The organism is Acinetobacter calcoaceticus DSM 30006 = CIP 81.8, assembly GCF_000368965.1.
In the GTDB taxonomy this organism is placed as follows: Bacteria; Pseudomonadota; Gammaproteobacteria; order Pseudomonadales; family Moraxellaceae; genus Acinetobacter; species Acinetobacter calcoaceticus.
In genome coordinates, this window is record NZ_KB849780.1 from 982,582 (window position 1) to 996,350 (window position 13,769).

A 13,769-nucleotide genomic window follows, 5' to 3' on the forward strand; every position below is an offset into this window, starting at 1 on the left:
TTCAAAATCTCTAGCCATCAATGAATGTTCAACGAACAAATCGTCTTTATTTACACTAAGCATGAGAGAAAAAATATGACAATTGAAGTTTTAGGTTATGCCGCGCTGTCATCAGAAACTCCTTTAGTTCCGTTTAAGTTTGAACGTAGAACTCCACGTGAAGATGATGTTGTCATTCAAATCGAATATTGTGGTGTCTGCCATTCCGATTTACATCAAGCTAAAAACGATTGGGGATTCAGTGCTTATCCGTTAGTGCCGGGTCATGAAATTGTAGGTCGTGTCACCTCGATCGGTGCCAAAGTCACAAAATATAAAGTTGGCGATCTCGTAGGAATTGGCTGTATGGTCGATTCATGCCGTACTTGTTCTGCTTGCCATTCAGGACTAGAACAATATTGTGAAGAAGGTAACACTCAGACTTATGGCGCTGTAGATCGTCATGACCAACGACCGACCTACGGCGGATATTCTCAAACAATTACTTGTAGCGAAGATTTTGTATTAAAAGTACCTGAAAATTTGGATGCTCAAGCTGTACCGCCGTTACTTTGTGCGGGGATTACCACATGGTCACCACTTCGCCATTGGAATATTGGTAAGGGCAGTAAAGTAGCAGTCGTTGGTTTAGGTGGCTTGGGACATATGGCCATTAAACTTGCAAATGCTCTAGGTGCAGAAGTGACATTATTCACTCGCTCAGCTAACAAAGAACAAGATGCAAAACAACTCGGAGCACATCATGTTGTGTTATCAACTGATGAAAATCAAATGCAGTCAGTCGTAAATCAGTTTGATTTAATTATTGATACTGTGCCTTATAACCATGACTTGAAGCCTTATATTCCAACTTTAGCTTTAAATGGAACAATTGTGTTGGTTGGATATTTGGGTGAAATTAGCGCAAATTCAGTACCTATGATTTTGGGTAGAAAATCAATTGCTGGCTCGGTGATTGGCGGGATTAAAGAAACACAAGAGCTACTCGATTTCTGTGGAGAACATAACATCGTTTCTGAGGTCGAGATGATTGATATGCAAAATATCAATGAAGCTTTTGAGCGTATGTTAAAGAGTGATGTGAAGTATCGTTTTGTGATTGATATGAAAACATTATCGGAAGATTAATCTGGTTTGATCTGGGCTGTGCATTCTGACAGTAGGGTGCACAGCTCAGAAAACTCTCTAAACAAGACAATATTATTAAGCTGATATTTAAGAATTTCCTTAATTATGTAATTAAATGAAAAACAATAATTAATTAAATATTTTCTAGCCAATTTCACATTGACACCTTAAATATTGAAGATTACCATTTGCGGACTGGCCTACATTGCCAGGTGGTTTTGACAGACCACATAGGACCGCATCAGACTTATTCCTTTCTGAGGGATAGTCTCATGTGCACACCTCGTTCCCTCCCGTAGCGGTAGGACGGGAGTGGGACACCTTCGGGTGTGCTGGAGTCCTACCAGTCTGTCAACCCACTTCCGTTCTGCCACCATAATTTCTAATGTTTTGGCAGAACTCCCAATAAGAAGGAGTTGGCTATGCACATTCATCATTTCTTGGCAGTCTTTGCCAAAGTCTATATCGACACAACTTAAACTTTTTAAAAAGGTTTGATCGCCGTTAGGTTTTTCAGGCTTTAAATCATTGTCACTCAAAACTTAATCAACAATAAAACTTGAGATGTGCCAAGCACAGTCTTTATGGCTTTGCTATGCCTTTTTTCACCTTTAAAAAAAAGTGGAAGGCTTTTATATCTCATTTATATACAACAATAATTTATTTTAAAACGGTAAAACTATGCCACATTCAGATCTCCCATTTCGTGCTTTAGGCGCGCTACATACCTCTCGGAAGCTTTTTAATAATTATGGCTTTCATAAGGTCGGAGTAGACCGAATTATTGAAGCAGCAAAGATGCCGAAAGCCACGTTTTATAATTACTTTCACTCAAAAGAACGCCTCATTGAAATGAGCTTAACCTTTCAAAAAGATGGATTAAAAGAAGAGGTGCTTTCAATCATCTACGTTCAGAAAGATTTAACCGTAATTGAAAAACTTCGCAAAATTTACTTTTTACATGCAGATTTAGAAGGGCTTTATCATTTGCCATTTAAGGCCATTTTTGAAATTGCAAAAACGCATCCCAAGGCTTATCAGGTTGTAGTTAACTATCGAAACTGGTTAATCAATGAAATTTATAATTTACTTTTAACGGTAAATAGTACGGCCTCAAAACCTGATGCGCACATGTTTTTATTTGTGATTGATGGGGCGATGGTTCAGCTTTTAGATTCAAATAGTGTGGATGACAGGGAAAGGTTGCTGGATTATTTTTTGGTGCAGATTGCGTAATTCTTTGATTATATTGCTGTAGTGATATTGCTCTTTTCTTGATCGAGTGCGGGTTCAAATAAAAAACGCTAATGATTTGAATGAAATTATGTTATTTTCCGACCTACATTGATGAGAATAAGTTTTCATGTATCGGTTTGGGACCATAATTGGCTTGCTAGCAATATTGCTACAGAACTTTGTGTTCTGGCAAAGCCTATTACCCAATGAAATGCATCAGCAAGCGGTGTGTGAGCAAATTGTAGAAGTGATGAATCATTCAAAAATGAGCTCGGAACTACATTCTTCTCATCATCTTAAAAACGATTCAAATAAAAAGCTTCTAGATAAAAGCACTCACCACGATTCAAACACAGGTTGTCATTTTTGTTATTTGTATAGCCACATCGCCACAATTGATGGTTTCAAATTATCTCTGTTTGAAATTGGAGTGACTGTTCGCTTAATTATATTGGCAACCCTCACTTATATATTATTTTATTTACGGCGTTTATTTCTCTCGCCCCAAGGCCGTGCTCCACCTCAACAACTTTGTTTTGCTTAATTGGTTAATGGGTACAGATAAGTCCCTCATTCATTACTAAACAGAGTTTGTCATGTCTAAATTTTTACTCAATCCACTTGCGTGGAGTATTTTGTTTGCTCAATTTTCGATGTCGGCAATGGCACAAAGCCAACCTAATGGTCAAACGACTGAATTAGAGAAAATAACAATTAAGGCTGAAGATGTTGCCGAGACTTCTATTTCTTCAACAGCGTTAACTCAATTTGACCATAGCTTATTGAGCGTTCCATTTACCAAGTCCCATGTGTCGGAACAAGATATTAAGAACAATAATATTCAGCGGGTGAGTGATGCATTATCACGAGTGAATGGCGTGGTTTATCAGGATAGTTATGGTGGAGGTTTTTGGGATAACTACTCATTTCGTGGCTTTAGCACCGACCCCAATATGGGAATCAGCTATTTACGTAATGGTCTGAGTTCTTTAAGTGGCATCCATACTCCAAGAGACATGGTCAATATCCAAGCAATTGATTTCTTAAAAGGTCCAATGGCTGCCATGTATGGGCAAGGTGCTATTGGTGGCATTATGAACATTACAACTAAACAACCCGAGTGGACGCAAAAAAATGAGGTGAGCTTAAGTGGCAGTACCTTAGAAGAATATCGGGCTTCTCTAGACAGTACAGGTGCATTAAGCGATGCCGTGGCTTATAGACTTGGGCTGGCTTATGAAAATAACCAAAGTTTTAGAGATCAGGTCGATAGTCAGCATTACTTTGTTGCTCCACAGCTTGCATGGAAAATATCGGATCAAACACAGCTCAATCTCGACACTGAGTTTTCCGAACACCAAGGTGTTTTTGATCGTGGTGTACCTATGGTTAATGGGCGGTTTGTTGTCAACAAAAAGACCTTTTTAGGCGAACCATCGGATGGTGACATTAAGGTTAAAGATCAGATGTATCAGTTACGTTTGAATCATCAATTCAATGAAAACTGGAATAACACGACTGCTCTTAGCTATAACCATGGGGAGCGGGCAGGAACCTCAACTGAAATTTCAAGCATTGCCGCAGACGGACAAACCGCAAACCGTTTTAGACGTTACCGTCAATTTGAAACAGATACATTTCAGCTTCAGTCAATTCTGCGCGGGAAGTTTAATACAGGAGTGGTAAAGCACGAACTTGTTGCAAATGTCGAAGCTGGACACTACACCATAGATCAAATTCAGCTACGTAATGCCGTGGGTACATCAAGCCCGATTAATATTTATCATCCAGTGTATGGGCAAAATATTTTAGCGTTGGCTAGAACAACAAAAAATACGAAAGAAACTCAAAATATGTTGGGAGTGAATTTACAAGATCAGATCTTTTTAAATCCTCAATGGAATGTACTGATTGGGGGACGTTTTAATCGTCTGGAACAACAAATTGATGACTATAAAACAGGACTTTCAGATCAACAGGACTTTACGCCGTTTAGTCCACGTGTGGGTGTGAACTACCAGCCTACGACCAAGCTTTCCTTCTATAGCAACTGGGGTAAATCTTTCGAGTTAAATACGGGACTCAATAAAGACAATCAACTTTATGACCCAGAGAAAACCCAAAGTTGGGAAATTGGAGCAAAATACGAATATCTACCGCAAAGCTGGTTTGGACTGACCTATTTTGACTTAGATAAACAACATCTATTGACTGAAGGTATTACCGATACGTATGTAGATAGTGGTCGTGTACAGAGCCATGGTGTAGAAGTCGAATTAAAACATCAATTCAATGATCATCTTCGTGTGGGAGCCAATTATACTTTTACAAAGGCATCGGTCATTGAAAGCGAAGTTGATACAAAAGGTGCTCGTCTTAAAAATATTCCCAAGCACACAGCAAATTTAAATGCGGACTACCAGTTTGAACTATTGGGAAGAGAAGCAGGTTTGGTAGGAACGATCAACTATTTTGGCAAACGCAGTGCGAACTACATAGATAATGGAACCAGTTTGCCAGAATTTACGGTGGTGAATGTTGGGGGCTATGTACAAGTTCGTCCTGATCTGCGGGCGCAATTGAACATTGATAACGTGTTCGATAAGGACTATTACGTTTCGAGTTATACCGATGAATGGGTACAACCCGGAGAGCCACTAAAGGCCACTTTATCTTTGACTTGGAACTTTTAATTCAAAAAGGAGTTAGGTAAATTTTGAGCCTAACTCCTAACTAAAATAAAGATTTATGGTTTAGAAGGAATGTATTTTCGCATTGCAAGGATGAATAGCGTAAATAATATGCTAAAACCAAAAACAGGTAAGCTTAGCCCTAACACTAGACTCACCGATATTAACGATAATTTTTGTGGGCCAGTTGCACGCTTCCAAATAAATAAGCTTTGCCCAAGAAAGTGGGTTGTCATGAGTTTTAAATTTGAGTTTTTAAACACAGCCTTATATGCATAAATAATCATGATACAAAGCGTAAGCGCATAAAGTGCGAGAACCAACTGATTTATCCAACCAAATAACATACCAATATGAGCATCAACTCCCCAACGAGTGAGTTTTGCCACCAGTGAGTAGTCTTTAAAAGCAATTTGATCGATGACTTTATGTTGTTCCATATCAATTGCGATGCTATCTGCTTGAGTTGGCCATTTACGTTGAATTTCGGCCACTGTCCAAGCTTGATTTCCACTAGTGGGTGGTTTGATTTGTATTTGTGCCGCCTCAATGCCATGTGCTCTAGCTATTGAAAGAGCGGTATCGTACTCACCTGACACAATATTTAAATTAAGATTTTCACTGTGTGGCATCTCGTGATGTTCATGATGCATCACTGTAGGTAAATTATCTGTTTGAAGAGAAGTTGCTAATGTTGGGGTTTGCCAGTTGAGCCATTGGCGAGCAACCCGAATATTGTCTCCAGCCCACTCGGACCATGTAAGACCCGTAATTGCAATGAATAATAAGAGCGGAAATAAAATTAAACCAAGCGTGCTATGCCATCTCAATAATTTATTTTTTTGTGTTTGCCTGATTTTTAGATTTTGACGACGTTTCCACCAATTATACAGTCCAGTTAAAGTCAAAATGGCTAACCAACTTGCTGCCAGTTCACTGTAAAAGCGACCCCATTTTCCAAGTAATAAGTTGCTATGTAATTGGTCGAGAGTAGTTCGAAACGGTAGAACTCCACTGGTCCCATAGACAGCTAGGTGGCCTTTGGCTTTAAGCGTAAAGGGATCAATGAAAACAGCTTCACTTGTAAAATGATGGATCGGGTCTGAGAAAATGACACGAGTTGTTTGATCAGTGCTTGGGGCTGGTCTAACTTCAATTACCTGTGCAGACTTGGGCATTACTTGCTTTGCGGCTTCAATTTGCTGACTGAGCTTATATTGCGCTTGGTTCAATGGCTCAACGTATAGAACATCTTTATAAATTGCTTGTTCAAGTTGAGGTGTAATTGCATAGAGTAAGCCGGTGAATGCAGCGACCAATATAAATGGTGCAATGAAAATACCAGCATAAATATGAATTAAACGATAAAGACTACGCCAGAAGGATGAATGGGTCAGCATCAGAAGATAATGTCTATCAGGTGTTGGGCGGATTATAACGACTTATTTCTCTTAATGTTGATTGAGCTGTAACTGCTATTAAATTATTTAATTAGCTCTTATGTAGATAAATTGGCCTAACAATTAAGCAGTTTTTATTGCTTGGTAAATTTTATGCCTTTTTTTAATTACTATTTAAGACCTTATTTGATAACTCTACAACTTATAATTCAAACTGTTTTGCTTCTTTATTAGTATTGAAAAAAACCGCTTATATTAAAATAAGCGGTTTTTTTAGAATAAAGTTTTATTGCAGTCCAAAACTAGTGATGGCCTTGTGAAACGCCACCATTCCCATCAGGAAGACTAATTCGAATATTTTGCATCATGCCTTGATCTTCATGATCCAAAATATGGCAGTGCAATACAAAGTCACCGATGTAGCGTTGGTACTTGGTTCGAACAATGACTTTATAACTGGTTCCTTGTGCGTTTTTAACCCAGATTGTATCTTTCCATGTACCTTTTAGCCCACGATATTGTGGGTCGGGAGCAGCCGTTTTGTCATAGTCATCAACGGCATTTATACCGCTTACATCTTTACCGTTAGGGTCATATACTGCCACCACTTGAAATGGGTTTACATGAATATGAAAAGGGTGGCTGGCTAATTTAGAAGTGAGTATCCATTCATCAGTTTTACCTAACTCGAGCGTACGGTCAATTCGGTCTGGTTTGTATGGTTTTCCATTCACCTGAAACTGAGTTGGGCTAACAGATGTATCAATATTAAATTCTAAAAATTGTCTGTTCGATGTTGCTGGTAGGTCCTGATGAGGAACAAAGTGGCTGAGCTTTAGATTTTGTTGTAAATCTTGAAGAACTGCGGGACGCATATCTGGGGCAATATTTCGGTATGCATTATTGCTTAAAGCCGTTGTTAAAGACTGCGTATCAGAGCTGGCTTTATTGACTTGAACTATACCGAGTAAGTGCTTCTGTGAAAATGTACGATCCACGTTAGCAGAAGCCGAAGCCGCTTCATCAATTAAACAATAACGACCTTCTTGAGGGAATTGAATTAATGCATCGTAACGATAACCCGGTTGAAAGACGGTAACTGTTTTGTCCATAACTTGTTTGAGGGTTAGACCGTCGGCTGCGATGATGTGTTGACTTACAATAGGTCCTGTACAACTTTCACTTAATAATTTCTTTTCACCCATTGGTGTCAAATTGAGTTTGGATGGAATATTTTGCATTTGACGAACGCTCAGGTTGATACTGTCGCGGACACCTGCATGTACCATTCGCCAACGCTCAACTTGTCCTGCAACCGCTTGAGTGATGAAGGGTTGAACTTCTCCATTGATGCTCGTATATCGTCCTGATTTCCCCCAATCGCCAGGGCCAAAACCTTGATAATCTCTAATTTCACCAATTTGATTGTTTTGGCAAATATAGTTGCCATTTTGATCGGTTTCGATTTTTCCGTTAGCATCGTAGCAAGCATATTGGATTTGCTGAAAAACCAGAGTTCTTTCTTTGAAACCATAAGTGAGTAAATCTAAATCACCTGACTTATTTGGGGTAGGCTGGCGATATCCGCGAATAATTAACGCACCCGCCATGCCACTTGCAACTTGGATAGCAGTTGAACCATGTCGATGTGGATGGTACCAAAATGTTCCGGCTGGATGATCGGGTGGAATGTTGTATTCATATTGAAAATTAACACCCGGATTAATCGAAATTAAAACGTTATCACTATTTCCTGCTGGGTTAATCCATAAACCGTGAGTGTGCATGTTGGTGCCATCAAAACAATGCGGTTTATTCACATCAAAATGATCGCCAGTACAACTTGGATCTTTAGGAAATTTTTTGTGAGTAATCGGGTCTATATCAAGTTGATTATCTAAATTTGCCCGTACAGTTTCTCCGGGAAATACTTCAATCTTCGGAGCAATATAAGGCGTATTGGGCTGCGTATTTGTACCTTGATAACTACGTAAAAGGACTTCGTCATAACGATTTGTCGCTGGGTTCCAAAGTCTGTTCCTCGTTTTTTTAACTTCCCAAGTAAACAATGCTTCATTTGAAGATTGCATTTGCGGTGCATTTGTTAATGACTCTGTAGGATTCGGTGCAGCAAGTAATGCGACATGATTACGCGCAACAGCCATATGAGGTGGGTCTTCTAATACACGTTCAGCAGAATCATTTGCTGATGCAGACCAACTAAGCAAAGTTAGAGGCGTGCATAATATTAAATGAGCTATTTTCATAATGAATATAGGCCTGAAAAAATCAGGCCTCTCCCTTAAATTATTATTTTGAAGTTTCTAAGCGAACCTGAGAAATACTCAAGCCTTGAGAGCTTACTTTTTCTTTAACTTGATCAAGCGTTAAATCAGTAGCAACAAACTGAACTTCTAAGTCTTCAGCAGGCATGCCTAATTGCTTAACCTGATCACTAACTTGATAAACCAATTGACCAATATGACCTGGGTGCCCGCCGTGGTCATGATCTAACACACCGAAGTAGTTAATTGTGGCAACATAAATTTTTTGGTCAGGTTTATTTTTTGGAGATAGATAAATCTTATAGGTTAGATTTGGATTACCAATCATTTGAACATTATCTAAAATTAAATAGGTTTGTCCCGATGAGAGCGTTGTTTGAGAAAGTTGACTAGAGTTTTTTAAGAAAGTCGTAGTTTGAGGGGCTAAGGCTACTTTTTGGGTTATACCCATAAGTTTAATGCTTTTATTACTGCTCACTGGCTTATGATTCATTTTAAATAAGTTTGCTTTTCCTGCACTTTGACTACTCATAACAGTTGCTTCAACTTTACAAGCATTTTCATTGGTATATCGCACTGGAATTTTACCAGGGGTGAATACGTCAGCAATGGTCATGGTGACTTTGTTGCCGTTTTCATCTGCAAATGTATATCGAGTGTCATACCAACTATCGGGCATACCTAAATTTTTCTTGGCCCATTCAAGTGTAATCGGTTGCCCATTCGCTTTTTTATTTAGCCAGCATTGCCACAAGCGGTCGATATTTGCATGGTGCATATAAAATACGGGGTCTAAGCCTGCAATCGGCACAAAGCCCATATCAGGTAATACACAGTTTTTACCTACAGCACAGTGCATTACACCATGAGGTTGAGATTGTAACTGGTTAGAGAAATCTTGGAAGTTATCCCATTTAAATGCTTGAGCCGCGCTGGCATTATCTGGATCTATGGCACTGATATTTGTATTTAAACCTGGGGTACGGAACTGATCATATAAAGTACCAGCCTGTTTACCGCGGACCAATTTAGGCAGTGCTAAACCTTGACCATTAGCAGCTTTTTCTTGGTAATAGTCCCAATAAGGAAGTGAATAATCTTGCCCAACATATTTACGTACTGTTCGCTCATAAAAATAGAGCATCATACGGTGCCAAGGTAAGAAATTTAGATTGCCATGTTGACATGTACCCCAGACTTCATCAGTAAAGCCATCATTTGGGACTGGTGAATTTTGAATATGCTTATAGTAACTGTCACATACTGCTTTACTATATATCTGTAAGCACTGTGGCATACGGTATTGATTAACATAATAATCTTTGTCTGTTGCATGTGTACCTGTGCCAAAATAGCCATGTGTATTGGCCCAGTAATTAAAGCTTGTACGAAACTCCGGTGATAAGGGGGGAGCATTATTATTTGCTCGCATTTTTTCCAACCCTTTTTGTAATGCACTTACTTTGGCTGGATCTTTTGCAAACTCCGTCGCACTCATTCGTAGTGAGTCAGCATGAGTTGTTAAGCTCATGCTAAATAATAGAGTACCTAAAATATAATAATTTCTCTTCATGTTTTTAAATCCTTGCCATGTTTAATGTTCTTATATTTGATTATTTGTAATGTATGAATTTACCCTTGGTTTGGATAATTCTTAACCTAATCTAGCATATAAAATAGTTTTTATTAAAGTTTTATGTTTAATATTAATAATGAAAAAATTTAATTTTAAATCCTGTAATTTTTTAGAAAAACTTAATTATTTGATATTTTATTTTTATTGAAATTTAAAAGATAGTTAAAATAAAATTAATTATATTTTTGTTTAATATGTTTTGTTTTTTTAATTTTACGCTTATGAAGTCTCATTATTTTTTCTGAATTAAATTTTTTAAATATTAAAGCTGAAAATATTTGATTAACTTTAAATATTAAAAAATAAGTGATTTCAGTTGAATAGTTGTAAAGCAAATTCTAAATATTTTGGAAATGATTATTCATCCTTTGAGTTTTAAAAAGATAGATCACAATTACATGATTATTAAGTTTATTTTGTAATTCTGGCATTTTTATTGCTTAATTACTCTTATCTTCAGCACAACACTTGATTTGACAGCCGTATTACTTATGCTTCAAATATTCTTGATCACTTATAGTGTGTTTTTCACATGAAAAATGCACCAAATAGACGCGTCTTTTTATTTTGCACTGTATTTGTGCGTTGGGTGCTGTAATGAAGTTATTGCTTTCAATACTCACTTTACTCATTCTATGTGGATGTTCTTCATCTGAACAAAAGCGAAAAACACAAGAAAAGTTAGCAGCCCATTCGATATGTGTGTTTGATAGTACAAATACGAGAGTCTGTGTAGATAAATCAGCCCAAAGAATTGTGTCTTTGTTTGAGTCGGGCTTAGATGGCCTATATATGCTGGGGCAAGGTCATAAAGTAATTGGCATACCGGCCGAAGTATACATTCAACCATTATTATTTAATGCCTATTCAAAAATAGATCAACGGATTGCCAATAGAGAGCTTGCTACACCTTCGCAAGGGGCAAATGCCACCAATATTGAAAGTCTTGTGCTGTTAAAACCAGATCTGGTGATTTTGGGGAGCGGACAAACCCAAACAATTGAACTGTTAAGGCAGTTTGGCATTGCTGTATATGTGATGGAGTCCGGCACTTACCAGCAAGTGAAAGAAGAACTTTCTGAAATCGCTGTGCTTAGTGGTGCTCAAAAGCGTGCTCACGAAATTTTAAGCTTTTCTGATGAAGTTGTGGCAGAAGTCGCAGCAAAAACAGCACGTCAGCCAAATAAGCAATCGATTTATTATGCATGGTCAGGAGGGCGGATTTTTTCTACCTCTGGTCGCAAGTCTATTACCAATGACTTTATTGAGCTGGCGGGTGCTTTCAATATTGTTCAGACCGATGCAAATCAACCCAATGTGAACCCCGAGACATTAATTGAGTGGAACCCTGACAATATTGTGCTTTGGAATACCAACCCAAAACTGATTTATGAACGAAAAGAATTACAAGGTTTAAGCGCCGTACAAAACCGGAAGGTCTTTAATTTGAGTCCCGCATTTATATATAACCCGCATACCATCAAAATTATTATTACGGCGATTTATTTGAATCACAGTATTTATCCTGAACAGTCCGATTTACCTGTAAGTGCTTTACAACAGCGTATTTTAACTAAGTTGTATGGTGAGCGCCTTGCAAAAGCGTTGGTGCAATGAATATGGAAAAGCTGAAATATTATTGGTTTTACCCGTTACCCGTCGTGATGATTTTTATCTCGCTGCTCATTGGGCCAACTCAGACATTGAATGCATGGGACTATTTTCGGTGGGGTGTGCAAGCAGTCTTTGGTACACCATATTTTGATGCTGAACAATTTAGACTAATGCAAAATATTCTTGTGAGTGTCAGACTACCCAGAATTTTACTGACCTTTATGGTGGGGGCTGCATTAGCAACAGCCGGTAATGGCTTACAGGCATTGTTTCGTAACCCCTTAGTTGACTCTTATGTACTAGGTATTTCATCTGGTGCGGCATTCGGTGCAGCTTTGGCACTTTCTTTAAGTTGGCTTTCGCCAAATCTATCAGCCTTTATTTTTGGTGTTTGCGCCGTTGCCTTAACGTATTTATTTGCACATCAAAAACATGAAAGCCAGACGTCTTTAGTGATGGTGATTTTATCGGGCATGATTGTTTCGGGGCTGTTTTTGGCAGGACTTACAGTTATTCAATACTTAAGTGATCCATTTAAACTGCAAGCCATTGTGCAATGGACCATGGGCAACTTGCATCAAGCTTCTTGGCAAAAGGTTCAATACGCCGTGCTACCGATTAGCATTGGTCTTGCCGGATTATTTGCTATGCGTTGGCGCCTAAATTTAATGGCACTGGGTGCTGAAGAGGCACAGGCTGTAGGTGTTAACCCAAGGTGGGAACAGCTTCTTTTAATTGCTCTGGTGACTGTTTGTACATCAACTTCTGTGGCTGCGGCGGGTATTATTAGTCTGTATGGGCTATTTATGCCGCATATTGTGAGAATGTTGGTTGGGCCAGATCACCGCTACAGTATTCCTGCCAATATGGTGTTGGGTGGTAGTTTTCTACTCATGATTGATAACTTTTCTCGGGTTTTACTTACTTTTGAAATACCGATTGGTATTTTTACCATGTTACTTGGTGCGCCATTTTTCTTATTATTAATGAAAACACAGAGGACTCATTGGGCATGATTCAAATTGATCAGTTAAATTATGCCTATGGGCACAAACAGGTCCTTAAAAATATTCATCTGGAGTTTCCTGAAAATCAGTTTTCAGTCATTTTAGGGCGCAATGGTTGTGGGAAATCGACACTTTTTAAGTTGATGGCTGGCTTAGAACCCGTAAAAGATGGATTGATCCGTTACTCAGAAAAGCCATTATCGGACTTTAAAGGTAAAGATCGGGCTGCATTACTTGGCTTTTTACCGCAATTTCACAAAACCGTATTTCCATTTTTGGTTAAAGATGTGGTGATTACGGGACGTGCTGCTTTTAGCAGATATAGACCTTCAAAATCAGATTGGGAACGTGTTGACCAAGCTTTGCTTGATTTAGACATTGAGCATTTACGTGATCGTCCTTATACGGAGCTATCTGGTGGTGAAAGGCAATTGGTCATGATTGCGCGTATTTTAGTACAAGCACCAAAAGTCATTTTGCTCGATGAGCCAACCAATCATCTTGATGTTTATTATCAATCTTATTTAATGAAAAAATTGCGTCAGTTGTCGCGGCAAAATTTTACGGTGATTGCGATTATGCATGATCCAAACTTGGCTTTTTTATTTGCAGATCATTTGTTTTTCATGCGCGAACATGAGGTAGTTAAGCCTGAGTCAAAAACTCGAATCACCGATCCGAAGTTTTTAAAAAGTGTCTATGATGTCGAGTTCCATGAAGCCATGATTCAAGACAAAACCATTGTTATCCCTGATCATTCTTGGCTGTAAAAA

General features: G+C 38.5%; 10 protein-coding genes. 7 read left to right on the forward strand and 3 right to left on the reverse strand.

The features are described from left to right. Positions 1-75: 75 nt before the first annotated feature. The 4 genes from F936_RS09590 (at position 76) to F936_RS09610 (ending at position 5,057) form a co-directional block, all read left to right on the forward strand. Positions 76-1,128, forward strand: a complete 1,053-nt coding sequence (locus F936_RS09590; RefSeq protein WP_005046962.1) for an NAD(P)-dependent alcohol dehydrogenase — start codon at positions 76-78, stop codon at positions 1,126-1,128. Positions 1,129-1,809: 681 nt separating this feature from the next. Then, positions 1,810-2,364: a TetR/AcrR family transcriptional regulator gene (locus tag F936_RS09600; RefSeq protein WP_005046964.1), complete on the forward strand. Its 555-nt coding sequence runs from the start codon at positions 1,810-1,812 to the stop codon at positions 2,362-2,364. A 127-nt stretch (positions 2,365-2,491) separates the two neighbouring features. Beyond that, entirely contained in the window at positions 2,492-2,908 is a 417-nt protein-coding gene (locus F936_RS09605; RefSeq protein WP_004642877.1) for a DUF2946 domain-containing protein, read from the forward strand. A gap of 52 nt (positions 2,909-2,960) precedes the next feature. Continuing rightward, positions 2,961-5,057: a TonB-dependent receptor gene (locus F936_RS09610; RefSeq protein WP_005046965.1), complete on the forward strand. Its 2,097-nt coding sequence runs from the start codon at positions 2,961-2,963 to the stop codon at positions 5,055-5,057. Between the two features lie 53 nt (positions 5,058-5,110). Here the strand turns inward: F936_RS09610 and F936_RS09615 are convergent, their stop codons facing one another. From F936_RS09615 to F936_RS09625, 3 genes are all read right to left on the reverse strand, one after another. Continuing rightward, complete coding sequence (locus tag F936_RS09615; RefSeq protein ID WP_005046966.1) at positions 5,111-6,454, reverse strand: PepSY-associated TM helix domain-containing protein; 1,344 nt, start codon at positions 6,452-6,454, stop codon at positions 5,111-5,113. A gap of 302 nt (positions 6,455-6,756) precedes the next feature. Next, positions 6,757-8,721: a multicopper oxidase family protein gene (locus F936_RS09620; protein ID WP_005046967.1), complete on the reverse strand. Its 1,965-nt coding sequence runs from the start codon at positions 8,719-8,721 to the stop codon at positions 6,757-6,759. Positions 8,722-8,764: 43 nt separating this feature from the next. Then, positions 8,765-10,312, reverse strand: coding sequence for a tyrosinase family protein (locus F936_RS09625; protein WP_005046968.1), 1,548 nt, complete (start codon positions 10,310-10,312; stop codon positions 8,765-8,767). Positions 10,313-10,972: 660 nt separating this feature from the next. Between F936_RS09625 and F936_RS09630 the strand changes: the two genes are divergently transcribed. The 3 genes from F936_RS09630 to F936_RS09640 are packed head-to-tail and all read left to right on the forward strand — an operon-like array spanning position 10,973 to position 13,766. Continuing rightward, positions 10,973-11,992, forward strand: a complete 1,020-nt coding sequence (locus tag F936_RS09630) for an ABC transporter substrate-binding protein (RefSeq protein ID WP_005046970.1) — start codon at positions 10,973-10,975, stop codon at positions 11,990-11,992. Positions 11,993-11,994: 2 nt separating this feature from the next. Continuing rightward, complete coding sequence (locus tag F936_RS09635; RefSeq protein WP_080595302.1) at positions 11,995-13,005, forward strand: FecCD family ABC transporter permease; 1,011 nt, start codon at positions 11,995-11,997, stop codon at positions 13,003-13,005. Further along, positions 13,002-13,766 (forward strand): ABC transporter ATP-binding protein, encoded by a 765-nt coding sequence (locus tag F936_RS09640; protein ID WP_005046977.1) that lies wholly within the window; start codon positions 13,002-13,004, stop codon positions 13,764-13,766. The genes F936_RS09635 and F936_RS09640 overlap by 4 nt, the downstream gene beginning before the upstream one ends. The last annotated feature ends 3 nt before the right edge of the window (positions 13,767-13,769 follow it).